The following is a 23050-nucleotide window of genomic DNA, read 5'->3' as shown; positions in this document are numbered from 1 at the left end:
GCGATAAGAGTATGGCGTTTGTTTCCTTTCCTCGGCGATCCCTTTTGCCCTTGCTGCTCTCGGTGGCGCTAACGACCTGTTCGATCAGCGATGGGCTGGTGCCGCCGGCCAATGTCGACAGCGGAACCAGGGTCAGCTCGATCTCGCCGTCGCGAGGGGCGGCGCGGATGGCGCCTTCTGTGCGCATGGCGCGTGCGGAGCGCCTGGCGCCCGCGGAAAGCCAGGCCTCCTATCCCGTCTCCAATGCGCCGGTCGGCAACAGCCAAGGCTCCGTCGATTATCTCGACACGCCGAACCTTGCCGGCACTGGTCACGCCGCACCAGCGGCGCAGAACGGGCGCAAGCTGCCGATGATCGACAGCGATGAGGCGTTGGCGGCGGGCCAGCCGAGCAGCAATTGGGGCGGCACGAAGAACCTTGCGATCCCTCCCGGCGGCGTCAATATGGATGACGAACTCGGGGCTGAACCCGTCATCGGGTTGGCGCAGGAGCAGCAGCAGCAGATCGCCGAGGGCAACGCCACCGAGCCCGTCGTCGATGGCATCGGCACCGATAATCCGACCCAGCTGAACCAATCCGCGCCGCAGGCGATGCAGCAGCCGGCGGCACAGGCGCAAATGAGCCGGGCGCCCGCCTGGAACGACGGCAGCCCTGTGGTGGCGCCGGCACGCGTTCCGGAAGAGGACGAAAGCGAAGAGGTCGCGATGCTGCGGCCGAACAATCCGATGATGAGCGAGCCGGCGGCACCCGTCGATCCCAGCGTCATGCCGGCCTCCGAGCTTGCCTGCCGGCGCGAGCTGAAGCGTATGGGCGTGCTCTTCGACGAGAAGCCGCCGATCTCGAACGGGCCGGCCTGCCAGGTGCCCTATCCGGTATCGCTGAAGGGCCTCTCCGGCAGTATCGGCGTGAAGCCGGCGGTGACGCTGAACTGCCAGGTGACGCTCGCCTTCGCCAAATGGGTGAAGAACGAGCTGGCGCCGTCGGCCCGGTATCGCTACTGGAGCGGCATCAGGACGATCCAGCCGCTCGGCGGCTATTCCTGCCGCCGCATGAACAATAGCCGGCAGCGATACAATCCGATGTCGGAACACGCCCGCGGCAACGCCATCGACGTCGGCAAGTTCGTGCTGAAGAACGGCCACGAGATCGATGTGCGCAAGAAGGGCCTATTCTCGCTGCGCGAGGGTCGGCTGCTGAAGGCGGTACGCACCGACAGCTGCCGCTATTTCAACACCGTGCTCGGCCCCGGCAGCAACCCCGAACACTGGAACCATTTCCACTTCGACCTTCGCTCCCGCAAGAGCGGCAAGGTCTATTGCGACTGATATGCTTTGCCTTGAACCGTGCGGCGCGGGTGCGGCTGTTGTCGCGGCAAATAAGCCCGCTGGCAGAAAATGGTTCATCCCGGCCGCTCCGCGCGCTATAGAGCGGCGGGGCGGATTGCCGTTTGAGAGTTGGATCCATGAGCTATGATTTCCATGTCGGCCAGAAGGTCGTCTGCATCAACGACACCTTCAAACATGTCAGCATCGACCAGCTCATCCGCAAAGGCGAGATCTATACGATCCGCTGGGTGGGCGAATACACCCATTATATCGACGGCACGTTCATCGGGGTGAAGCTCGCGGAAATCCATCGCGGCAATGACGACGGGCCGGAAGGTTACGGCGCGGCAGACATGCCTTATCGCGCGACGCGCTTCCGGCCGCTGGTGAAGGACAAGATCGCATCGCTGCGCAAGCTTCTGGCGCCGACGCCCGGTGCGCCGGTCGAGCCGAAGGAAAAGGTCAAGAAGAAAGAGAAGGTCTGAGCGCCGCTCCGGCAATATCCGCTTTTCCGGGTGTCCTGCCGGTGACCGCGCGGTTGTGCCGCCGTGTGGCCTGTGTGACAGTCGTGCTGGACATGCCGAGGAGGGGCCGGTGCGAGTGATTTCGAAGATCGTGGCGCTTTGTGCCGCCATCGCTTTTGCTATTGCAGCGACGGGAACGGCGGCGGCCGATGCGCTTGTTTTCAACTATCACGGATGGCAGGTCGATCTCACCAATGCCAGGGGTGCGGAACCCGATCGGGAGATGGTCACGGCCGTCAAGCGGCAGCTCGACATCGTCGAGCATGTCGATCTGAAGCCCGACATTCTCAAATTCATGCGGACGATCCGGATCTGGGCCAATCCCGCTGCCGCGGGTTTCGGGCCTGGCCATTACAGCAGCAAGACAGGTATCGACCTGCGCGTCAGGGGGCTCGAGCCCGACAAGCCGATCATCCTGCATGAGCTTCTCCATGCTTATAACGACCGGATGCTCCCGGGCGGATTTGGCAATTCCGACATCAAACAATTCTTCAATAGCGGTCAGGCGCTCTGGCTGGGCAATTCCTATATGATGAGCAATGACCGCGAATTCTTCGCTGTGACGGCAAGCGTCTATCTGTTCGGCGATATTGACCGGCCGCCTTATTCACGCAGCCAGCTCAAAACCAACCAGCCTCGATACTACCAGTGGCTTGCCACGCTGTTCGACGACGGCCGGCCGCGATCCTGAAAGGAGCGATCCGATCAGGCCGGCTTCCTGCTGAGGAACAGCCCGGTCTCCTTGCTGACCTCAAGCACGCCGCCCTCTTGCCTGAAGGCATCGGCAATGGCCCGGCGGAAGCGGGAGAGCTGGAGTTCATCGGCGCATTCGCCGGGCGGATAGGAAGTCAGCGCCAGAAAGACATCCTCCGGCTCGGTGATCCGCATGCTTGCCGGATACTGCGACATGGCGACGTTTCCGAATTGCGACCGCATCATCTGCTCGGCGGCGTCATATCCAAAGGCTTCGGCGGCCGGGTCGGTCGGCGCGCTGCCGAAGACGGTCGTCAGGCGATAGATCTCGCGCATGTTGCCGATGCCGTTGGTCGTGACCGCGAGAAAGCCGCCCGGTTTCAGCACCCTTGCCATCTCCGCGATGCCGGCGGCGGGATCGGGCAGGTGATAGAGCATATGCATGGCAATCACGAAATCGAAGGCGCCGTCTTCGAAGGGGAGTGCCGCGGCATCGGCCTGGCAGCCTCGAACGGAGGCGAAGGGCAGTGCGCTGCAGCGTGCCACTGCCTCGTCGACCATGCCTGACGAAAGGTCGGCGAGCGTCAGCTGCAGATTCTCCGGCAGCAGACCCGCCGTTGCCGCCCAGAACCATGCCGGCCCGCAGCCGACGTCGAGGACGCGATCTGCCGGTTTCAAAGGCAGCCGCGCTGCAACCCACGGAAACCAGCCCGTTTCGGCGATGGTGTATTCGGTATGAAGCCTGGCGCGGGCGGCGAGCTTGCGGCTGTCGCCATATTGTCCCGCATTGCCTTCGGTTATGGAGGACATCTGAACTCTCCACCTGCCTCGTGAAGCCTTGGCTCAAAGGAGAGCCTATAGGGAGCTTCGTTCCCGGACAAGATGTGACTATGCGCAACCGGTCGAGCCTGCCTGCAGGCCCGCCCCGGACGTCTGCCGTCTGCAAGTAAATAAATCGTATCCGATTAAATCGGAATGTTGTTGACAGCAAATTCGCTGCGGCGTATTAGAGCGCATCCGATTTAAGCGGATGCGATAAATAGTGATCAAACCAAAGGATACGACAATGACTGAGAAGCTTCTTTTCGCAGGCAAGACCCACATCGCCGGCGGCCGCAACGGCTATGCACGCAGCAGCGACGGCACGCTCGACATCAAGCTGCCACAACCGCATCCGGCGGCCGAAAACCTGTTCGGCGCCGCCTGGTCGGCCTGTTATATCGGCGCCATCGAACTCGCCGCCGCGCAGCGGAAGATCACGCTGCCTGCCGGTCCCGAGGTCGATGCCGAGATCACGCTCAACGGCGATAACGGCTCATACTTCCTGCGTGCACGGCTCAATGTCAGCCTGGCAGGCATCGATCGCGAGATCGCACAGGAGCTGATCGAGGCGGCCCATGGCATCTGCCCTTATTCCAAGGCGGTCCACGGCAATATCGACGTCGAAACCAAGCTTATCTGAGCGGGAGGGGCCGGCCTCGTGCCGTCATCTTCAAGCGGGGGTCTGCCGATCGGCGGCAGACCCGTTTCTGAACTCGCAGCAACCCCTGCCGATCCGGAGGAAGTGCCATGATCAACAGCCACGCGGCGCCGCGCCGGGCCTATGACGAGTTTTCGCTGGTGCTCGATCCCGAGGTCTACGAGCCGCTGCCTGACGATTGGCTGATCGGCATCACCGACGTCGTCAACTCGACCGCGGCGATCCGCGCGGGACGCTATGAAGACGTCAATTATGCCGGCGCATCGATCATCGCCGCCCTCGGCAACGCCTGGGGTTCGTTCGACTTTCCCTTCGTGTTTCGCGGAGACGGAGCAGCCTTCGCCTTGCCGGCGAACGGCATCATGGCCGCGACCTCGGCGTTGCGTGATGTCGCGGGCTTCGCCAGAACCGATCTTCATCTCGACCTGCGCGTCGGGCTCGTCACGGTCGGTGATATCCGCGCGAACGGGCGCGATGTCAGGATCGCGCGCTATGCCGCTTCCGAGAGCGCGACCTATGCGATGTTTGCCGGCGGTGGGCTCAAATGGGCGGAACAGCAGATCAAGAGCGGCCGCTTTCTGGTGAAGCCCGGCCGTTATACGATGCGGCCTGACCTGACGGGCTTGAGCTGCGATTGGGCGCCGTTCCCGAGCCAGCGCGGCGAGATCCTGTCGTTGTTGGTCGAGCCGCGCGACCAGACGCGCCCGGAGGTCTTTGCGGCGCTGGCGAAGCGCGTGCTTGCGGTTTTCGATGCCGCGCCGCGCCGGTCCCGCCCGTATTTCGGCGAGACGGCGATAGCCAGGGGGAGTGCGAAGCAGGTCAGCGCAATACGCTGGTCGGAGGTCGCCTCCAATTCCGATTTCCGCAAGTTCGACGACGGGCTACGGCTGACGCTCGACTGCGCGCCGGACCAGATCGACGCCGTCGAAGCCATCCTCGTTGCGGCACGGGCGCGCGGCGAGATTGATTTCGGGCTGCACCGGCAGTCGCATGCGCTGATGACCTGCCTCGTGCCGTCGGGCCGGCCGGATTCACACCTGCATTTCCTCGACGGAATGGGCGGCGGTTATGCCAGGGCGGCCGAGATGATGGAGGAGGGCGCACGTCGGGAGGTGGTCCCGCAACTGGCGCTATAGGCTAAGGCGGCGCCACGTCTGCTCGATCACCATGCCTGTTGGCTCGTTTTCGGCCTGAGCAGGTTTAGGAGCATTTCAACAAGTTGCGGCGGCGCCAGCTCGGTTTCGCATTCGATCTCGGCGGCAGTAAACCATCTGAGCCCGGTGTGTTCGTCACCGATAAGTCGCGGAGAGCCGTGCCATCGGTCGACGTGATAGACATGGAAGGTGGCGAATGACCCGGGCGGGCTTTCCGAAATGAATTTTCCGGTAAATAGCCAGCGCTGCGGCGTCACGCCGATTTCTTCCAGCAATTCCCGGCGCATTGCCGTCTCGGCATCTTCGCCGTCTTCGACATGACCGCCCGGCAGGCTCCATCGATCCGGGTGGGTCCTGCGCTCCGAGCTTCGCCTTGCGAGAAGAACGGCCCCCTTCCCAATCAAGGCGCCGATTGCGATCTCGGGCATGTCACCGAGTGCCGACATGGGCCGCGATCACGATTTTTCCGGTTCGGCCTGCGCCCGCAACAGGTTGTCGCGCAGCCGCGTCACCGATTTCTGTACGATGGGGAAATCGTCGCCGAGGCCGGTAGCGTCGGTCAGGGAGGAGCCGGGATTGGTTTCGAGAATTGCGCGTCCCGCCGGCGTCAGGCTGACACGCACCTGGCGTTCGTCGGCGGGATCACGATGGCGGGTGATAAAACCGACCGCCTCCAGCTTCTTGAGAATGGGCGTCAGCGTGTTGGATTCGAGAAACAGTTTTTCCCCCAGCATGCTGACCGTCTGGTCGTCCTGCTCCGAGAGGGCCACCATGGCGATATACTGGGTGTAGGTCAGGCCGAGCGCGTCCAGGATCGGCTTGTAGGCGCGGCCGAAGGCGAGGTTGGCCGAATAGACGGCAAAGCATAGGAAATTCGAAAGCTTCCTGCCGTCCGCGCCTGGGGCGTCGAGCGCAGGCATCTCCGGCTGTTTCGCGGTTTTGGCGGTGGGCATGGGGAATCCTGTCATAGCTCTGATGATCAGGATATATACATCGCATCCGATTAAATCGCAATGTCTCCAGGCGTTTTCGAGCAGCGTGTCCGGCCGTCGCCCCAGCTTGAGGAGCGGCGGCCAGCATCGGCGTGGGTTAGCCGAACTTCTCCGTCGTATCGGCCTTGCCGAACACCCAGTAGCCGGATGCCTTGATCCAGCTCAGCGGGTAGCCCCGTTCCGTCAACAGATAGGCACGGATATCGCGCGTCACCGCGGCTTCCGCCGCGACCCAGATGAATGTTTCCGGCTGGATATCGACCGCACGCAGCAGTTTCAGGAGTGCCGCGGCATCGGTTGCCTCAGAGAGAGGCCGGTGCGCCCAATGGATGTTAAGCTCGGCGCGGGTGTCGAAGGTCTGCTCGTCCTGCGGGCCGCTGACGGCGGCGATCGCTGTGATGAGCGTTCCGGCCGCACTCTCCTCGATCCGGCGGCCGATCGCCGGCAGCGCCGTTTCGTCGCCGATCAGCAGCCACCTGGTCACTGCCTTCGAGACCATGGCGGAGCCTCTTGGCCCGCCGATCTCAAGTCTGTCGCCGAGGCCTGCGCCGATCGCCCATTGCGTCACCGGGCCTGCCTCATGCAGGGCGAAGTCGATGGTCAATCTCCGCTCGGCATTGTCATAACGGCGCGGCGTGTAGTCACGGCGTTCCTCTCCGCCATCGGCGGCGGGGACGAAGATCTTGATGTGGTCGTCGGGGGCAAGGCTGGTGAAATCGGCAAGATCGTCGCCGGTCAGGGTGATGCGGCGCATGCCGGGGGTGATATCGACGACGCTTTCAACCGTCAGTGCGCGCCGGCGCGTCTCGTGGCGCACCCGCTCGATGCCGGGGGCCGGTGAAGTCTGCTCTTCCATGTGTCCTCAGGAGCTTTTGGAGCTCGATCCGCAGGACACAGTCGCGCAGATCGAAGCCGCAAAGCCGTTCGATCATACGCGTTGAGTGACGTTAACGCTTACGTGGCCGGGTGACCCGGCCATTGACGGGGATGATGTAGCTGAGAGCGGCTGTATGCGCAACGGCAAGAAAGCTGGGAAACCTGATCATTGCCGAAGGTTTACTTTCAGGAGCCGGTACGCCCGGGCACTGTCGGCCGGTCAGGCGAAAGCAGACCGGGCCGTTCATCAATTTTCCCACCAGGAGCCTCCGGGCGCCGACCATTCTCGAACTCGAAATCTCCTTCGAGCGGGAGTGTCGTAAGTTCAATCAGCGCGTGGACACGCGGTGGCTGGATTCCTGTGACAGGCACCGAAGGAGAGGGCCGGGCCATCTCCCCCTCAGCGGTGTTTTGTCGACTTCGCAAGCACACAAGTTGCAGCTAATTTCAACTTTTGAATGCGGCAAAAAAGATAACACTTTTGAAGCTCATTTCCGACACTTTCCCGATCGAAGCTCCGCGCCATCGAGAGCTTGGGAGCTGTGATGTCGGGGATTCTTATCGCCACGCTGTTGGCAACGGTTTCAGCAAAGATTCCCGCCGGACTATCCAGCGGCAACATACTCTATTCTGATTGCAGCGGATCCCGGCAGTTTGTCGTCGGATATGTTGCCGGTTGGTTGGACAAATGGAATAGTGACGAGTATCTCGCCCGTCGCATTTTTACCGAAGCCGCTCCCCGACCCAGCAGGATGGTGAACTCGGCGCATTTTGCAATTGCCGTTGGCGTCAACGTCTGTATCCCCGAGGGAATCACGGCGGAAGCGATCGGCAATACGCTCTGCACGTTCCTGGAAGAGAATCCCGGCATACGCGAAGCGACCGGCGACGAGCTGATGATGACTTTGGTTCACTATAAATACCACTGCCCGCTTCCCTAGGGGAAAACACACCAGCTCGCCGACTTCGAGGAAACGGCTGAGCGAGGCGGCGGCGTTCAGTATGTAGGCGCGCATGCGGCGCGAGGCCATTTCGCCGTCGGTTCGACCGTCAAGATAGCATGTCTTGCGCAGCTGGCCGTTTCACGGGACAAAGCCCGATGAGTATTCCGACGACACATCCCTTCGCCTTCGATCCCACCTACGGCATGCAGCTCGAAGACCTGCTGGCGATCGAGCCGCCGGAGGAGCCTGATGGTTTCGACGCGTTCTGGCAGGCGCGGTATCGCAAGGCGCTGACGGTCGATCCGCAGCCGGTGCTGTTCCGGAGCGAACTTACCCATCCCGATTGGCATGTGCTCGACCTCGTCTATCGCTCCACGGACGCGTTCCGGATCGGCGGCTGGCTGATGCTGCCGCGTCAGGGGGAGGTGCGGCGCGGCCTTGTCGTGAGCCACGGTTACGGCGGACGGGACAGACCGGATTTCGATCTGCCGGTGAAGGACGCGGCGCTCATCTTTCCCTGCTGCCGCGGATTGTCGCTGAGTGCCCATCCGCCGATTTCGCAGAACCCGTCCTGGCATGTGCTGCACGATATCGACAAGAAGGATTCCTATATCATCGGCGGCTGCGTCGAGGATATCTGGCTTGCCGTCTCGACGCTCGTCGCGCTGTATCCCTGGCTTTCAGGGCATGTCGGCTATAGCGGCATCAGCTTCGGCGGCGGCGTCGGGGCGATGGCGATCGCCTATGATGACCGCATCGATCGCGGCCATCTGGCACTTCCGAGCTTCGGGCATCAGCCGCTGCGCCTCACGCTGCCGAGCGTCGGCAGCGCGCAATCGGTGCAGGAATATCAGGCGGAACATGGAAATGTGCTGGAGACGCTCAGCTTCTACGATGCCGCGACCGCCGCGCGGCGGATCAAGGTGCCGATGCTGACGGCAGTGGCGCTTTTCGATCCTGCCGTCGCCCCGCCCTGCCAGTTCGCCGTCGCCAATTCGATGCCGAAGTTCAATGAAATCTTCATCCTGGACGCCGGGCATTTCGACGCCCCTGGACGTGCCGAGCAAGAGGCGGTTCTCCGCGACAAGATCGGACAGTTTTTCACAGTGCCATGAACCGCGAATATCTGCGCCGGTACGGCCGCGCTCATCGCACCGGCGCCTGGCGGAAGATGGCTGCGCTTGACGTTTAAAGGCTCGCCACCACGGCGAAGGCCGCGGCGACTGCGGCAGCGCCGGGATCGGCGACATCGGCAAGATCCCTTTCGCCGACATAGGAGGAACGTCCGGCTCTTGCCCTGGTCATCGCCTTCGTCGATTCCGCGCCTGATGCCGCCGCTTTTGCGGCTTCTTCGACATCGCCGGAGGCGAGCGCATGCAGCGCCGGCGAGAGCGCGTCGACCATCGTCCGGTCACCGACTTCGGCTCCGCCGTAGAAGGTCATCCGCTCGAGGCCGGCGAGAAGAGCTGCCGATATATCCGATTTGTCAGCCATCGCCTTGGCCGCCGCGGTGAAGAAAATCGACAGCAGCACGCCGCTCGATCCGCCCATGCTGGTGCCGAGGATATCGCCGATCGCGGCAAGGGTTTCCGGCGGCCGGTCGAGCGGCAGCGTGTCGAGGCGAGTGAGCAGGCTGCGGGCGCCCGTTGCCACCGTCGAGCCGGTATCGCCGTCGCCGACGCGGGCGTCCAGGCGGTTGAGCTCGTCTTCCAGCGAAATCAGATGCTCGCAGAGTGCGGTGATCAGGCGGCGATTATGGGAATTCTCGCCGGCTTCCGCTTTGCTGTTGGCCGTCCTCGGCGCGGCAATGATCTCGATCTCATGGCGCTCGACGGCGGGCATCCAGGCATGCGGTTCGACATCGGCCGTCAGCGCCGCCTTACGCTCGGCATCGAGTGGGATCAGCGACAGCGAGAAACCGTTCATGTTGAGCGCGGTCATGACAGGTGCCGGGCCGATGATCAGGCGGGTGCGGCGGCCAAGCGGCGAGGAGAGCACGGCGTGAGCGATGACCGCCATTTCGAGCGGCGGCACGGCGCCGAGATTGTTGATCAGCAGCGCATGATCGCCGACATCGCCAAGCGTTGCGGAGAGGCGGGCTGACATGGTGGCGACGATATCGGCGACCGGCTGCAGCGTGATGCGCTCGACGCCCGGCTCGCCATGGATGCCAAGGCCGAGTTCGCCCTCGTCGGCGCCGAGACGATCCTCATGGGTCTGGCCGGGCACGCTGCAGGTGGAAAGCGACATGCCGAGCGAGACGATATCGCCGGCGGCACCTCTGGCCCGAGCTGCGACCGTCTTCAGGTCTTCACCTCGTTCGGCGTGGTAGCCCGCGATCTTATGGACGAACAGCGTGCCGGCGACGCCGCGCGGCTGGTTGATGCCGGGCAGGGCGATATCGTCGGCGACGATGACCATCTCGACGTCGAAGCCTTCGGCGCGGGCCTTTTCGGCGGCAAGGCCGAAATTCAGGCGGTCGCCGGTGTAATTCTTGACGATCAGCAGGGCGCCGCTCGGCCCGGTCACCGCCCGGATCGCCGTCAGCACCGCATCCACGCTCGGCGAGGCGAAGATCTCGCCCGAGACGGCGGCAGTCAGCATGCCCCTGCCGACGAAGCCGGCATGCGAGGGCTCGTGGCCGGCGCCGCCGCCCGAGATGATCGCCACCTTCGACTTGTCCCAGTCGGCGCGCAGGATCACCTTGATGTCGGGAAAGCTGTCGAGGCGGGCAAGACGGCCCTTAGCGCTCGTCTGAAGCAGGCCGTCCAGGGCTTCGGTGACGATCGTTTCCCGGCGATTGAAGAAATGTTTCATCGACTGAGACCTCGTTCGTTGGTTTGCGTCGCCCTGCCTTTTTGCCGCCGGCAAGCGGCGCTGTCCACCGCCTTTGCGAAAAACCGGTTACCGCAGTGACGACTGAGGCAAGGGATACTTTGCCGAATCGTTAAATTTCCTTCGCAGGCGTACCGATACAGCGAAATCTGGCCTCGCTGCGCAACGTACCTCAGGCTATGGACGTCACGCCGCTCCTGTTTTCCCGGGAGCGGTTCAAACTTGGCCTCGCTCCGGCGGGGCCTTTTTCTTACGCGGCCCGCCGCGCCGGGAATATCCCGCGCAGTGCGAGATTTAGCCTTTCCAGCCTGAAGCAACGAGGGTATGCACCCAGTGCGCGGCTCTTCCGCGTATCCCCGCGCGGCAGATCTCCGATCGGCTTCCTTCCTGTTTCCTGCCGCGGTATCCAGAATTTTCATTGGCAGATCGATGGCAACGGCAGAGACGAGCGAGAATGAGCAAGAGGCGGCAAGCGGCCGCCAGGCGAAGATCGTGGCGCTGGTCGTTGCCGTTTCCTTCTTCATGCAGATCCTCGACGGCACGATCGTCGCCACCTCGCTGCCGCAGATGGCGGCAAGCTTTGACGTCCAGCCGGTGTCGATGAGCATTGGCATCACCGTCTACATGCTGACGATGGCCGCCTTCATTCCGCTGTCGGGCTGGCTCGGCGACAGGTTCGGCGCGCGCCGTATCTTCCTGATGTCGATCGCCGTCTTCACCGCGGCCTCGCTGTTTTGCGGGCTCTCCGGCAGCCTCACGGAATTCGTGCTTTGGCGCGCCGTCCAGGGTGCTGGCAGCGCGCTGATGACGCCGGTCGGGCGCATCATCGTGCTGAAGAACGCCCGTAAATCCGAACTCGTCCAGGCGATCGCGCTGATCACCTGGCCGGCGCTGACCGCACCTGTGGTCGGCCCGGTGCTCGGCGGCGTCATCACCACCTATGCCAGCTGGCACTGGAACTTTCTCATCAATATTCCGATCGGCATTCTCGGTATGGGGTTGGTGCTGCGCTTCGTGCCGGAGCAGCGCGAAACCGATCCCGGCCGGCTCGATCTCGTCGGCTTCGTTCTGAGCGCTGCAGGTCTGACCTTTCTGCTCGCCGCCCTGGAGCTTTCGGTCAAATGGGACGGCGGGCTTTTGCCGGTCCTGCTCATGCTTGCAGCCGGTATCGTGCTGTCTGTGATGGCGACCCGGCATTTCCTCACCGTCGACAATCCGCTGCTCGACCTGTCGGCCTTCCGCGTCCAGACCTTCTCGATGTCGACGCTGTCGGCGGGCACGGCCTGCCGGGTGGCGATCAATGCGACGCCGTTCCTGCTGCCGCTGTTGTTCCAGCTCGGTTTCGGGCTGAGCTCGATTGCCGCCGGCACCTATCTGCTCGTCTATTTCCTCGGCAATCTCGGCATGAAGACGGTGACGACGCCCCTCTTGCGCTTCTTCGGCTTCCGCACGGTGCTTGTGCTCAATGGGCTGATCGCCGCGCTTTCGATCGCCGCCTGCGGTTTCCTGTCGCCGGATACGCCGCAGTTTGTCATTTATGCGCTGCTTTTCCTGGCCGGCCTGTCGCGGTCGATGGAATTCACCGCGCTGAACACGCTCGCCTTCGCCGATATCGGCCCGGCACAGCGCAGCTCCGCCTCGACGCTGTCGAGCATGCTGCAGCAGGCGTCGATGCTGCTCGGTGTCGCGGTGGCGGCGGCCGTGCTCAATATCGCCTCGGCTCTCAGGGGCGCCGACAATCCTGCGCTTGCCGATTTCCGTTGGGCTTTCGTCGTGGTCGGCGCGATCGGCGTCATGTCGTCATTGCGCTTCCTGCAATTGCCGGCTGAGGCGGGGGCCGAAGTATCCGGTCATCGGAAATTTCGGGAAAGTTAACCCGCCGGCGGAACCCATCGGGCCGCGCGGTGTTTCGGCATTTCATTTCCGGCTTCCCGACATCCTCCCTCTGTGCCGCCGGCGACAAGGGCGCCGCTGTTTACCGCAGGCGGCCAATGCAATACGACATTGCCATGCGGACGACTCGGACGCTTACCGGCGGTCGTCGCTGTGAGAGAAAGCCGGGAGACGGAATGAGCAATTCTAGCGGCGATGCGGATGCCCTGATCCACATCCTCTATATCGATGACGATGAGGGGCTCGCCCTCTTGATGCAGAAGAATCTGAGCCGGCGGGGCTTTTCGGTCGAATGGGCGCCGAACGGTGCTGCCGGCCTTGCCAGGCTCGGCGAAGGCGGCTTCGACGCCGTGGTGCTCGATCATGTCCTGGCTGACGAGATCGGCCTCGACATTCTGCCCTGCATCATGGCGCAGCCGGATCATCCGCCGGTCATTTACGCGACCGGCTCGGACGATACCAGCATCGCGGTCGCGGCGCTCAAGGCCGGCGCCGACGATTACATGCTCAAGGGGATCTCGGCCGATTATTTCGACCTGCTCGCCGCCGCCCTGGAACAGGCGCTGGAGCGGGCGCGTTTTCGCCGCGAGACGGCGCAGGCGCAGGAGGTGATCCGCCAGCAGCGCGATCTTGCCGAAATGCTGCTTGCCGAGGTCAATCACCGCATCGCCAACAGCCTCGGTCTGGTCGGCGCGCTGATCCGCATGCAATCCTCGATGACCAAGGATCAGGTGGCGATCGATGCGCTGCACGAAACGCAGATGCGCATCAACGCCATCGCCAGCGTGCACCGCCGGCTCTATACCAACCGGCAGGTCGGCTCGGTGCAGGTCGACGAATATCTGGACAGTCTGCTGACCGAACTCGAAGCCTCGATGCGCGACGACAAGCGGCCGCACCGCATCGTGTTGACCGCTGAACCGGTCAATCTGGCGACCGACAAGGTGATCACGCTCGGGCTGATCGTCAGCGAACTCGTCACCAATGCCTTCAAATATGCCTATCCGGACAGCGTGCCGGGCGAGATCCGCGTCTTTGTCGATCAGACGGACGAGGCGCTGAGGGTTGTCGTCGAGGATGATGGGGCAGGGTTCGATCCGGAGAGCCCGGCGCGGGGAACGGGGCTCGGCGCGCGTATTCTGACGGCCATGGCCGCGAGCTTGAAATCGGATCTAGCCTATGATCCCGGACATGACGGGACGAAGGCGACGCTGGTGTTTTCGTTGAGCGAGGGGAAGTAGGGTTTTGCGCAGCAGAATTTTGCGCAATGGCGGCCATATTTCAAGAAGTCTGCCCCTCACCCTAACCCTCTCCCCGTTCTGACGGGGAGAGGGGACGTGCCATACGAGAGGTGAGTGGGGACGGAAAGCTTGCGGCGATCCCCCTTCGCCCCGCGCGCGGGGAGAAGGTGCCGGCAGGCGGATGAGGGGCCGCTTGGCACATCATTGTCCAATTTCTCCAACATCTTACTAGAGTGATATAAGAGGCTTAACGTTAGGGAAGGCGAACATGATGACGATCCGTACGCCGCAGGAAGTTTACGATTTCTGGTTCGTCCGATGCGGCCGGGAGCTTTGGTTCCGGCCGCCGGCGGAACTCGACGCCGAGATCCGCGAGGGTTTTCGCGAGACGCATCTTACCCTTGCCGCAGGCATCGGTGACGAATGGCGGGCCGATGCGGAAAGCCGGCTCGCGGCCATCATCGTGCTCGACCAGTTTTCCCGCAACATTTATCGCGGCACGCCGCTTGCCTTCGCCACCGACTGGCTGGCGCTTCGAGAGGCCAAGCTCGCGCTTGCCGCCGGCGCCGACCAGGCGGTCGAGACCGCCTGCCGCACCTTCTTCTATCTGCCCTTCGAACATGCCGAAGACCTTGGCGAGCAGGAACGCTCGGTGGCATTGTTCAGTGCGCTCGGCGATGCGGAATATCTGGATTATGCGATCCGCCACCGCGACGTGATCGCCGCCTATGGCCGCTTTCCACACCGCAATGCGATGCTCGGACGGGAGTCGACGGCCGGGGAGCGCGATTATCTCTCCAAGCCCGGCGCCGGTTTCTGAGCCTTTCCAGGAGTTTCCGCCATCCTGTCGCCTTTCTTTGCTAGGAAAAGCTGGAATTCCATTCCGACGACAACCTTTCCGGAGGCGCTTTTGCGGCTGAGGTCCATCCTGCTTCGCACCATTCTTCTCGTGACGCTGGCGTGTGCCGGCGCGCCTTTCGAAGGTGCCGTGGCCTTCGCGCAGGAAACGCAGACACAGGCAGCCGCGCCGGCGCCCGTGGATACGCCATTCGACCAGGCAGCGAAGGAGATCGAGAAGGCGAAGACGGAGCTTGTCGCCCTCCAGGACAGCGTCAAAGGGAATGCCGATAATGACGATGCCCTGGTCGGGCTTGCGACCAAGGCCGACGAACTCAGCCGCGCCGTCATCACCATATCGGTCAATCTCAGGCCGCGTTTCGACCAGATCAAGAACCGGCTTGCCGAGATCGGCGAGCCGCCGAAGGATGGCCAGCCTCCCGAAGCCGAGATCGTCACCCAGGAACGCAACGCGCTCGCCGCCGAGCGGGCGCAGATCAATGCGGTGACGGGCGACGCCGAAAACCTGTCGATCGCGGTGACGAAGCTCGTCAACGAGATCATCGAGATGCGGCGGCGGCTTTTTGCCGACACGCTTTTCAGGCGCACCGAGATCTCCGTCTCGGTGCTTGACGATGCCGCCAGCGCCTTCGTGCACGAGGCTGGCGAATTCTCGCAGGCTTTGTCGAGCTGGACCTCTTTCGTCTGGAAGTTCAAGCGTTTCCCGCTGTTTGCCGCGATTTTCCTGTCGCTCGCTTCGGCGCTCATCCTGCTCTCCGGCAGCTATCGGCTGTTCGGCTCCTATCTGCGCCGGGACGAGGCGATCGAAAACCCGTCCTATATCGGCCGGCTGTCGATCGCCTTCTGGTCGACGCTGATCCGCACGCTGGCGCTTTCGGTCCTGCTCGTCACGTCGTTCTTCTTCCTCAACAGTTTCAATGTGCTGAGGCCTGACATCGCCCCTGTCATCGGTGCGCTGTTCGGGACGATCGGGCTCGTCTATTTCGTCGGCCGCTTCGTCAACGCCATCTTCGCGCCGCACGAACCGCACTGGCGGCTGGTGCGGCTTTCCAATCTCGGCGCACTCTCGATCGGCTACTGCCTGCTGGCGATGGCTATTATCAACGGGCTCGATTATTTCTTCGGCTCGATCGGCGAAGCGATGGGCTCGCCGCTGGTGCTGACGGTGGTGAGAAGCCTGATCGCCGCATTGATCATCGGCATGATCCTGATCGTGGCCTCGTTCGGCAAGCCGATGCTGGCGAAAAACGGCGATCCCGATGCTCCGGGCCGGCATTGGCCGCGCGGCATGGCGATCATCCTGCGCGTCGTCGGCGCCGGCCTGATCGTCACGGCGCTTGCGGGTTACGTCGGGCTGGCGCGCTTCGTCGCCACGCAGCTCATCATCACCGGCGCTGTCGTCGCCACCATGTATGTCGGCCTGCTTTCGGGTAAGGCGATATCGCGGCAAGAAAGCTTCGGCGATACCTTCTTCGCGCGCTTCCTGACGCGCCGCTTCAATCTCGGACCGGTGGCGATCGACCAGGCCGGCCTGGTCGTCGGCCTCGCCATCTATGCGGTGGCGCTCGTCGTCGGTGTGCCCCTGATCCTGCTGCTCTGGGGCTTCCATGTGCAGGACCTGCAGCTCATCGCCTATCGGCTGTTCACCGAGGTCAAGCTCGGTGGCATCAGCATCTCGCTGCTCGGCATCTGCACCGGCATCCTGCTGTTTGCCGGCGTCTATCTCCTGTCGCGCTGGCTGCAGCGCTGGCTCGACAGCAATGTGATGGCGCGCAGCCATGTCGATCTCGGTGTGCGCAATTCGGTGAAGACGGGCATTGGCTATCTCGGCGTCGGCCTGGCGGCGATCATCGGCGTTTCGTCGGCCGGCATCGATCTGTCGAGCCTGGCGCTCGTCGCTTCCGCGCTTTCGGTCGGCATCGGTTTCGGCCTGCAGAACATCGTCTCCAACTTCGTCTCCGGCCTGATCCTGCTCGTCGAGCGGCCGTTCAAGGTCGGCGACCACGTCGTCTCGGGCACAGCCGAAGGCATCGTCAAGCGCATCTCGGTGCGCGCCACCGAGATCGAGACTTTCCGCAAGCAGTCGATCATCGTGCCGAATTCGGAGTTGATCAACGGCCTCGTCGGCAACTGGACGCACCGCAACAAGATCGGCCGCTCGGAAATCCCGGTTTCCGTCAGCTACGACGCCGATCCGCAGAAGGTGATGGATATCCTGCTGGAGCTGACGGCGAAGATTCCGCTCGTCATGCGCAATCCCGAGCCGCAGGTCGAATTCCTGCGCTTCGGCCCCTATTCGCTCGATTTCGAGCTGCGTTTCTTCCTCGCCGATATGGGCGACGGCATGACGGTGCGCAACAATCTCAGGATCGAGATCCTGCGGCGCTTCAAGGCTGAAGGTATCGAGATCCCGCTGCCGCAGAGCGACCTCACCATTCATCGCGATGCCGCGCCGGTCCTTGCCAATACCGTCAAGGAGCGGACGGACGGCCAGGACGATCCAAAGAACAAGCCCATCGAGGAAGAGGAGCGGCCGGTGCGGCAGCTGCGTGGGCGGACGGCGGATGGCAGCCTGAAAAGCTGAACGGCTCATTCAGCCATCATTCACAGGTCTATGTGCATGATCTCCTCCATCGGGATTGCTGCCGAGGGCAGCACCGATCTTTCGAGGGGAGGGCGCGCCCGCGCCGCCGCACATGATGGCAAGGTTTGCCGCCGTTTTGCTTATCCCGCTGCTTGCCGCGCCCGCGGTCCAGGCGGCATCCATCACCAACACCGATCCAGCTGCCGTGGTGCTCGTCATCACCGAGAGCGGCCAGCGCGTCGAAGTCGTGGTCGATGCCGGCGCTTCGGAAAACCTCTGCTCCTCCGGCTGCTTCATGACGACGCCCGACGGCGACCGCATCGGCCTCGACGGCGGCGAGACGATAGACATCGTCAAGGGCTCGGCCGTCGTCAAGTAAGCGGGATCAGACGATCCGCTTGCCCTCGGCATCGAGCACCTTTCTCGCCTTCTTCCTTGGCGAAGGCGCCCTTGTAACCGGCCGTTCGTCGTGACACCGCTCGGCACGCGCCTGTCCCGGCCCTCCGAGCTGGTTCTGGAAATTCTGCCTGAGACCCTTCAGCGACGACCAGCTTCTCGACGCCATGCTCGTGCAGGGCGTTCTCGATGGCATTGTCGTGGCGGTCGCGGAACGAAAGCAAACGGATTGGTGCGGCAAGCTCTCCGCCTGGTCGACGGCATGCGCCACCGGCTATCTCGACGCGGCCGGCTTGCATCATCTGGCCTTCGTGGCCGAGCCCCCGGCAACGCGGGAAGGCCTGTCGCGCAACATCCTGATCGACCATCTGAGCGAACTGCTCGCCGGCGGGGCAGGCGGGGATGCCTGGTCGGTCGATGATCCCGGCTTTACCGCGGTGTTCCTGTTCAATGCCCTGCACGGCGCGGTCAATCAGCCGGTCGGCGAAACACCTGCTGATCGCGGCGAATTGCTGCGCAAGATCGAGGCGCATTTCCTGCGCACGCTGAGCTTGGCGTCAGGCATCGATTGAGAGCTGAGCGTCCCACCATTTGAGCACCCGCATCGCACGGAGCGTGATCCATCGTGAGGGCTCGCCTTGCCCGTCGTCGACATCGAACCACACACGCCCCGGCAGGCTCCAGTCGAGTGGCCAGCGGCCGTCCTGAATGCGCCGGGAGCGCAGATGCTCGGTCGCCTCGCCGAGGCGCGGATCGGGAGCGGCGGCGGTCAGGATGGCACTGGCGCGGAAATAATCGAGGGCGCGCAGGATGTCGTAGCGCCAGCGGTTCGGGTGCAGGAACTGCAGGAAATTTTTGTCGGCCGGCTCGCCGGTGCCGAGACGGCAGAAGAGGTGACGCTCGAGCAGGAATTCTTCGCCCGTCCGGCGCGATTCGCGGGATCGCGGCGTGCCTCCGGTCGATTTCTCGAACTCCAGCAGTCCCTCCAGCACATTGATGGTGCTGGCGAAGGAGGAGCGGTGAGAGCCGTTGATCCTCTCGCAATTCCAGCCGCCGTCGTCGAGACGCTCGCCGGCCAGCCTGTCGACGATCGGCGAGACATCGATGCCGAAATAAGCGCCGTCGGCGACAGTGCGGCCGTTGATGCATTCTTCGACTTCGCCTTGCCAATAGGGCTGGCCGCCTTCTTCCCAACTGGCATTGGCGCCGATCAGCTCGACGACGCGCCTGGCCTGCTCGCAGGCGGGATCGAGACCGAACTCCCTGAGCTGCGACAGCGAAAAGCTTGTGGCCGTCCACGGCTGGCCGTGCTCGTGCCACTCCTGGGGATCGAAACCGGCGGGCAGGAAGGCGCCGCCCGCCCATTGCCCGTCCTCGTCCCGGCAGGCAAGCAGCCTGGCGCCCCAACCTTCGGTTTCGACTTTCGCCCGCTCGGCCATCCAATTTCGCTCCGGGGCGTCAAGCAGGTCGCGCATCACCTGCCACCGTATCGACGGGTCGGAATCGAGGAGCCATTCGATCACCGGTTCGGATTGGGTCATGGGAGAACCTCTCGGCGTGTCGGTCGCAGCGTGTTTATAATCGCTTCGCAGGGTGATGGCTGATCGGTGTGCCCCCCGGCTGGAGTTGATCGGCGTACCGCGGCTGATTTCTTAATCATATCTGCAAGAAATCCGAGGCAGCCTCTTCCGGCCGCTTCTTCGCTTCATATCCAGCAGGGCTGATTAATCATTGGTCAAATCAATTGATGTATCGGTTTGATCCGGGGACAGATTTACATCAAAGGTTTGCTATGGCGTTTCTAGGTATTTCGGGGATGCAATATTCCGGGGAGATGTTTGCCGGTGCGCGCATTATTGTCGCGGAAGATTCCAACGTATTCACCTCGATGATCAGCAAACGCCTCAAGGAGCTGTTCGACATCGACGTCGAAATCTGCCGCAGCTTCGAGGATCTGCAGTTTTCCTATGACAAGTCTTCCGATCCGATCACGCTGGCAATTTCGAACATCAACCTGCCCGGCGCCGAAAACGGCGAAGCGCTCGAATATCTGGTCGATCTTTCCATACCGACAATCGTCTTTACCGGCACCTTCCATGAAAGCATGCGCGACAAGCTGATGGCCAAGGACATTGTCGATTATATCCTCAAGGACAATATCTTCGCCGTCGATCTTCTGGCGGAATCGATCTGCCGGTTCCTGACCAATCATCGTCACCACGTGTTGATCGTCGACGACAGCGCGACGGCCCGCGCGCTGCTGTCGAGCCGGCTGAAACGCTACAATTTCCGTGTCAGCACCGCCGAGAACGGCGCCAAGGCGCTGGAGATCCTGAAGGCCAACCGCGATATCGGCCTGATGATTACCGACTACAACATGCCCGACATCGACGGATTCGAGCTGACGCGGCGCATTCGCTCCAATATCGGCTCGCACGAGCTGCGCATCATCGGTGTTTCCTCCTCCTCGAACCGGTTGCTTTCGGCGCGTTTCCTGAAGGCCGGCGGCAATGATTTCATGCTGCGCCCGTTCATCGACGAGGAGTTCTACTGCCGCGTCAACCAGAACCTCGACACGCTGCTGCAAATCCAGTCGATGCGCAAGGAGCGGGCGGTTGCCTGACGGCCCTTCCAGTATCGGCGTCGCCACAGGCGCGGAGACGGCGGTCGCACACCGTCGTCGAATTTCTGCAATTGCAAGTAACGCCGCTATTTGTCCCCTTCACGCGCGCAGGCCTCTCGGTTATCGTTCGCCCCGCCGGGGAGAGGGCCGAGTCGAGGCCATCGGACGCATGGGGGATTAGCGGCTGTGGCTTTTCAAGCGGATTTTCAGCGAGATGGCATCGGGCTCCGCTCCGGCGGGCTTAAAATACTTCTGGTTGAAGATTCCCGTATGTTTTCCGCCGTGCTTTGCCACCGGTTCCAGACCGAACTCGGTCTCGCGGTCAAATCCTGCTCCTCGCTAAAGGCGCTTCGCAAAGAACTTGCCGAGGACGGTCACGGCTACACCATGGCCGTCGTTGATCTCAACCTGCCGGATTCGCCCTATGGCGAAGCGCTCGACTGCACGATCGAGCACGATATCCCGGCAATCGTCTTCACCGCCACGTTCGATCTCAACACGCGCAACAAGATCATGGAGCGCAATGTCATCGATTACGTGCTGAAGGACAATGAATTCGCGCTCGACAATCTGGTCGCCACCGTCCGCCGCGCGATCTCCAACCGCAAGACGCGGGTGCTCGTCGTCGATGATGTCGTCTCGGCGCGCCGGGTGCTGGTCGATCTGCTGAAGGCGCAGCAATATCTCGTCGTCGAGGCCAATTCGGGGCTCGAGGCATTGGCGGCACTCGAGGCTTACAGCGATATCGAACTCGTCGTCACCGACCACCACATGCCCGATATGAGCGGCTACGAGCTGACGCGGCGCATCCGCCACCGCTTCGGCTCGGACAGGCTGCGCGTCATCGGTGTTTCCGCCTCCAATGACCGCATGCTGTCTGCCAGTTTCCTCAAGGCCGGCGCCAGCGATTTCCTCTACCGGCCCTTCGTCGCCGAGGAATTGCAATGCCGCATCGCCAACAATGCCGAAACGCTGGCGCAGATGCGGCAGTTGCGGGCGGCAGCAGCTTGCGACTATCTGACCGGCCTCTACAACCGCCGCTATTTCTACGACAACGGCCCGAAGCTGGTGAACGAGTGTCTTCGGCTGAAAGTGCCGAGTTCGGTCGCCATTCTCGATATCGACCATTTCAAGCGGCTGAATGACACCTACGGCCACGAGATCGGCGACAAGGTGCTGAAGGCTGTCGCAAACAGGCTGTTCACGATCTTCGACGGCAGCGACAATCTTCTCTCGCGGCTTGGCGGCGAGGAATTCGCCATCCTTTTCCCGCAGATGGATTCCCTTGCGGCGACCAAGCTCTGCGACGAGATCCGCTCGGACATTTCCCGGCTGAAGGTCACCGCCGACGACGAGGAACTCGGCGTCACGATTTCGATCGGCATCGCCGAAATCGAGGGCTACGAAACCTTCGAGAACTATCTCAACGCCGCCGACCAGTTCCTCTATATGGCCAAGCACAGAGGGCGCAACCAGGTCTATTCCGACGCCAGGATGACGGAAGAAGCGGCGCAATAAGCTATTCGGGCGAGGCGCCGCCCTTTCATTTCGGGCGGCGCTCTCTTTCAAACTCTCAGGCCGCGACCGCCTGCTGGCGCGCGGTCGCCATGGTCATCTTGCGCTCGGCGCGCTCCTGCTGCGGCGAGCGATGGTAGAGTTCGCGATAACACTTGGAGAAATGCGAAGCCGAGACGAAGCCGCAGGCGACGGCGACCTCGACGACGGGCATCGAGGACTGCACCAGCAGATGGCGGGCGCGGTCGAGGCGGATTTCCAGATAGTAGCGGGCCGGCGAGCGGCCCATCTCCTGGCGGAACAGCCGTTCGATCTGCCGGCGGGAGAGGCCGGCGCCATCGGCGATCTCGATCAGCGACAGCGGCTCGGCCAGATTGCCTTCCATCAACTCGATGATCGACAGCACCTTGGCGTTCTGCACGCCGAGACGGGCGCGCAGCGGCAGGCGCTGCCGGTCGTGCGGGTTGCGCACGCGGTCGGTCAGGTGCTGTTCGCAGATGCGATTGACGAGGCTTTCGCCGAAATCCTCGCCGACGAGGTTCAGCATCATGTCGAGCGAGGCGGTGCCGCCGGCGCAGGTATAGAGATTGCCGTCGATCTCATAGAGATCGGCATAGACCTCCGCCTGCGGAAAGGCTTCGGAGAAGCCCGGCAGGTTTTCCCAGTGGATGGCGCAGCGCTTGCCATTCAAAAGCCCGGCCTGGGCCAGCACATGCGCGCCCGTACAGAGGCTGCCGACGGCGACGCTGCGATTGTAGCATTCGCGCAGCCAGGCATTGACCGACTTGTTGTTGAATTGCTCGACATCGATGCCGGAACAGACGAGCACCATGCCCGGCCGGTTTTCGCCGCCGAGATGGCGGCGCTCCTCGGCGAGCGAGGAATTCGCCTCGACGCCGATGCCGCAGGAGGAATAGACCTTGTCCCCGTCGAGGGAGGCGAGCCGCCAGGTATAGGCCTGATAGCCGAGCATGCGATTGGCGATGCGCAACGTGTCCACGGCCGCCGAAAAGGGCAGCATGGTGAATTGCGGTACCATAAAGAAGACCAGCGAACGCTTCTTGATCTGCATCCTGTTCATAGCGAAATCCATCCTCGAGGAACGATGACATATTCG

Annotated in this window: 21 protein-coding genes and 3 pseudogenes; 16 read left to right on the top strand and 8 right to left on the bottom strand. The window is 62.7% G+C overall.

Going from position 1 to position 23050, the window contains the following annotated elements; genetic code table 11:
- Window positions 1-11: 11 nt before the first annotated feature.
- The 3 genes from AMK05_RS13080 (at window position 12) to AMK05_RS13070 (ending at window position 2540) form a co-directional block, all read left to right on the top strand.
- Window positions 12-1325 (top strand): extensin-like domain-containing protein, encoded by a 1314-nt coding sequence (locus AMK05_RS13080; RefSeq protein ID WP_064839012.1) that lies wholly within the window; start codon window positions 12-14, stop codon window positions 1323-1325.
- A gap of 137 nt (window positions 1326-1462) precedes the next feature.
- Entirely contained in the window at window positions 1463-1810 is a 348-nt protein-coding gene (locus tag AMK05_RS13075) for a hypothetical protein (RefSeq protein ID WP_064839010.1), read from the top strand.
- A 109-nt stretch (window positions 1811-1919) separates the two neighbouring features.
- Window positions 1920-2540, top strand: a complete 621-nt coding sequence (locus tag AMK05_RS13070; RefSeq protein ID WP_064839008.1) for a hypothetical protein — start codon at window positions 1920-1922, stop codon at window positions 2538-2540.
- Window positions 2541-2554: 14 nt separating this feature from the next.
- On the opposite strand, the gene AMK05_RS13065 is transcribed toward AMK05_RS13070, so the two are convergent.
- Window positions 2555-3352, bottom strand: coding sequence for a class I SAM-dependent methyltransferase (locus AMK05_RS13065; protein ID WP_064839005.1), 798 nt, complete (start codon window positions 3350-3352; stop codon window positions 2555-2557).
- 256 nt (window positions 3353-3608) lie between these two features.
- Between AMK05_RS13065 and AMK05_RS13060 the strand changes: the two genes are divergently transcribed.
- Complete coding sequence (locus AMK05_RS13060; protein WP_064839003.1) at window positions 3609-4004, top strand: Ohr family peroxiredoxin; 396 nt, start codon at window positions 3609-3611, stop codon at window positions 4002-4004.
- 107 nt (window positions 4005-4111) lie between these two features.
- Entirely contained in the window at window positions 4112-5158 is a 1047-nt protein-coding gene (locus tag AMK05_RS13055) for a DUF3095 family protein (RefSeq protein ID WP_064839000.1), read from the top strand.
- 26 nt (window positions 5159-5184) lie between these two features.
- Here the strand turns inward: AMK05_RS13055 and AMK05_RS13050 are convergent, their stop codons facing one another.
- The 3 genes from AMK05_RS13050 to AMK05_RS13040 form a co-directional block, all read right to left on the bottom strand.
- On the bottom strand, window positions 5185-5604 hold the full coding sequence (locus tag AMK05_RS13050) for an NUDIX hydrolase (RefSeq protein ID WP_064841362.1): 420 nt from the start codon (window positions 5602-5604) through the stop codon (window positions 5185-5187).
- Window positions 5605-5631: 27 nt separating this feature from the next.
- Entirely contained in the window at window positions 5632-6129 is a 498-nt protein-coding gene (locus AMK05_RS13045; protein WP_064838998.1) for a MarR family winged helix-turn-helix transcriptional regulator, read from the bottom strand.
- Window positions 6130-6265: 136 nt separating this feature from the next.
- Window positions 6266-7024, bottom strand: coding sequence for a siderophore-interacting protein (locus AMK05_RS13040; RefSeq protein WP_064838996.1), 759 nt, complete (start codon window positions 7022-7024; stop codon window positions 6266-6268).
- 565 nt (window positions 7025-7589) lie between these two features.
- Here AMK05_RS13040 and AMK05_RS13035 point away from each other — a divergent pair.
- Entirely contained in the window at window positions 7590-7985 is a 396-nt protein-coding gene (locus AMK05_RS13035; protein ID WP_064838994.1) for a Rap1a/Tai family immunity protein, read from the top strand.
- 15 nt (window positions 7986-8000) lie between these two features.
- Here the strand turns inward: AMK05_RS13035 and AMK05_RS35555 are convergent.
- A pseudogene (locus AMK05_RS35555) lies at window positions 8001-8084 on the bottom strand (GntR family transcriptional regulator); the annotation flags it as partial.
- A gap of 59 nt (window positions 8085-8143) precedes the next feature.
- On the opposite strand from AMK05_RS35555, the gene AMK05_RS13030 reads away from it, so the two are divergent.
- Entirely contained in the window at window positions 8144-9103 is a 960-nt protein-coding gene (locus tag AMK05_RS13030) for an acetylxylan esterase (RefSeq protein ID WP_064838992.1), read from the top strand.
- A 73-nt stretch (window positions 9104-9176) separates the two neighbouring features.
- Here the strand turns inward: AMK05_RS13030 and AMK05_RS13025 are convergent, their stop codons facing one another.
- Entirely contained in the window at window positions 9177-10805 is a 1629-nt protein-coding gene (locus AMK05_RS13025; RefSeq protein ID WP_064838990.1) for a dihydroxyacetone kinase subunit DhaK, read from the bottom strand.
- 447 nt (window positions 10806-11252) lie between these two features.
- Here AMK05_RS13025 and AMK05_RS13020 point away from each other — a divergent pair, with 447 nt between their 5' ends.
- The 7 genes and pseudogenes from AMK05_RS13020 to AMK05_RS12990 all read left to right on the top strand — a co-directional run.
- Complete coding sequence (locus tag AMK05_RS13020; protein ID WP_064838988.1) at window positions 11253-12698, top strand: MFS transporter; 1446 nt, start codon at window positions 11253-11255, stop codon at window positions 12696-12698.
- Between the two features lie 194 nt (window positions 12699-12892).
- Window positions 12893-13957 (top strand): sensor histidine kinase, encoded by a 1065-nt coding sequence (locus AMK05_RS13015; RefSeq protein WP_064838985.1) that lies wholly within the window; start codon window positions 12893-12895, stop codon window positions 13955-13957.
- 268 nt (window positions 13958-14225) lie between these two features.
- Window positions 14226-14777, top strand: a complete 552-nt coding sequence (locus AMK05_RS13010; RefSeq protein ID WP_064838983.1) for a DUF924 family protein — start codon at window positions 14226-14228, stop codon at window positions 14775-14777.
- 90 nt (window positions 14778-14867) lie between these two features.
- Window positions 14868-17399 (top strand): mechanosensitive ion channel family protein, encoded by a 2532-nt coding sequence (locus AMK05_RS13005; RefSeq protein WP_064838980.1) that lies wholly within the window; start codon window positions 14868-14870, stop codon window positions 17397-17399.
- Between the two features lie 112 nt (window positions 17400-17511).
- Window positions 17512-17778 carry a hypothetical protein gene (locus AMK05_RS13000; RefSeq protein ID WP_064838977.1) on the top strand — a complete coding sequence of 89 codons (267 nt, stop codon included), beginning with the start codon at window positions 17512-17514 and terminating at the stop codon, window positions 17776-17778.
- Between the two features lie 75 nt (window positions 17779-17853).
- Window positions 17854-17940 (top strand): annotated as a pseudogene (locus tag AMK05_RS33290) (arsenate reductase (glutaredoxin)); the annotation flags it as partial.
- Between the two features lie 13 nt (window positions 17941-17953).
- Window positions 17954-18367: pseudogene (locus AMK05_RS12990) on the top strand (TetR/AcrR family transcriptional regulator); the annotation flags it as partial.
- On the opposite strand, the gene AMK05_RS12985 reads toward AMK05_RS12990, so the two are convergent.
- Entirely contained in the window at window positions 18353-19336 is a 984-nt protein-coding gene (locus AMK05_RS12985) for a hypothetical protein (RefSeq protein WP_064838973.1), read from the bottom strand. The pseudogene AMK05_RS12990 and the gene AMK05_RS12985 overlap by 15 nt on opposite strands.
- 251 nt (window positions 19337-19587) lie before the next feature.
- Here AMK05_RS12985 and AMK05_RS12980 point away from each other — a divergent pair, with 251 nt between their 5' ends.
- Together AMK05_RS12980 and AMK05_RS12975 are read left to right on the top strand one after the other, a co-directional pair.
- Window positions 19588-20418, top strand: coding sequence for a response regulator (locus AMK05_RS12980; protein WP_049731849.1), 831 nt, complete (start codon window positions 19588-19590; stop codon window positions 20416-20418).
- Between the two features lie 186 nt (window positions 20419-20604).
- The gene (locus AMK05_RS12975; protein WP_064838970.1) at window positions 20605-21936 is read left to right on the top strand and encodes a diguanylate cyclase; all 1332 of its coding nucleotides are present in this window, start codon (window positions 20605-20607) and stop codon (window positions 21934-21936) included.
- 55 nt (window positions 21937-21991) lie between these two features.
- Here AMK05_RS12975 and AMK05_RS12970 read toward each other — a convergent pair whose 3' ends face one another.
- Window positions 21992-23014 carry a GlxA family transcriptional regulator gene (locus AMK05_RS12970; protein WP_064838968.1) on the bottom strand — a complete coding sequence of 341 codons (1023 nt, stop codon included), beginning with the start codon at window positions 23012-23014 and terminating at the stop codon, window positions 21992-21994.
- Window positions 23015-23050 lie beyond the last annotated feature (36 nt).

It is taken from the genome of Rhizobium sp. N324, from assembly GCF_001664485.1.
Classification (GTDB): domain Bacteria; phylum Pseudomonadota; class Alphaproteobacteria; order Rhizobiales; family Rhizobiaceae; genus Rhizobium.
Note: the sequence above shows the minus strand (reverse complement) of the source record. Positions and strands in the feature narration are given on the sequence as shown.

Excerpts from the sequence above, each read along its gene's own strand:
- AMK05_RS13080 (WP_064839012.1), top strand. The coding sequence starts at position 12 with ATGGCGTTTGTTTCCTTTCCTCGGCGATCCCTTTTGCCCTTGCTGCTC.
- AMK05_RS13075 (WP_064839010.1), top strand. The coding sequence starts at position 1,463 with ATGAGCTATGATTTCCATGTCGGCCAGAAGGTCGTCTGCATCAACGAC.
- AMK05_RS13065 (WP_064839005.1), bottom strand. The coding sequence starts at position 3,352 with ATGTCCTCCATAACCGAAGGCAATGCGGGACAATATGGCGACAGCCGC.
- AMK05_RS13060 (WP_064839003.1), top strand. The coding sequence starts at position 3,609 with ATGACTGAGAAGCTTCTTTTCGCAGGCAAGACCCACATCGCCGGCGGC.
- AMK05_RS13055 (WP_064839000.1), top strand. The coding sequence starts at position 4,112 with ATGATCAACAGCCACGCGGCGCCGCGCCGGGCCTATGACGAGTTTTCG.
- AMK05_RS13050 (WP_064841362.1), bottom strand. The coding sequence starts at position 5,604 with ATGCCCGAGATCGCAATCGGCGCCTTGATTGGGAAGGGGGCCGTTCTT.
- AMK05_RS13045 (WP_064838998.1), bottom strand. The coding sequence starts at position 6,129 with ATGCCCACCGCCAAAACCGCGAAACAGCCGGAGATGCCTGCGCTCGAC.
- AMK05_RS13040 (WP_064838996.1), bottom strand. The coding sequence starts at position 7,024 with ATGGAAGAGCAGACTTCACCGGCCCCCGGCATCGAGCGGGTGCGCCAC.
- AMK05_RS13035 (WP_064838994.1), top strand. The coding sequence starts at position 7,590 with ATGTCGGGGATTCTTATCGCCACGCTGTTGGCAACGGTTTCAGCAAAG.
- AMK05_RS13030 (WP_064838992.1), top strand. The coding sequence starts at position 8,144 with ATGAGTATTCCGACGACACATCCCTTCGCCTTCGATCCCACCTACGGC.
- AMK05_RS13025 (WP_064838990.1), bottom strand. The coding sequence starts at position 10,805 with ATGAAACATTTCTTCAATCGCCGGGAAACGATCGTCACCGAAGCCCTG.
- AMK05_RS13020 (WP_064838988.1), top strand. The coding sequence starts at position 11,253 with ATGGCAACGGCAGAGACGAGCGAGAATGAGCAAGAGGCGGCAAGCGGC.
- AMK05_RS13015 (WP_064838985.1), top strand. The coding sequence starts at position 12,893 with ATGAGCAATTCTAGCGGCGATGCGGATGCCCTGATCCACATCCTCTAT.
- AMK05_RS13010 (WP_064838983.1), top strand. The coding sequence starts at position 14,226 with ATGATGACGATCCGTACGCCGCAGGAAGTTTACGATTTCTGGTTCGTC.
- AMK05_RS13000 (WP_064838977.1), top strand. The coding sequence starts at position 17,512 with ATGATGGCAAGGTTTGCCGCCGTTTTGCTTATCCCGCTGCTTGCCGCG.
- AMK05_RS12985 (WP_064838973.1), bottom strand. The coding sequence starts at position 19,336 with ATGACCCAATCCGAACCGGTGATCGAATGGCTCCTCGATTCCGACCCG.
- AMK05_RS12980 (WP_049731849.1), top strand. The coding sequence starts at position 19,588 with ATGGCGTTTCTAGGTATTTCGGGGATGCAATATTCCGGGGAGATGTTT.
- AMK05_RS12970 (WP_064838968.1), bottom strand. The coding sequence starts at position 23,014 with ATGAACAGGATGCAGATCAAGAAGCGTTCGCTGGTCTTCTTTATGGTA.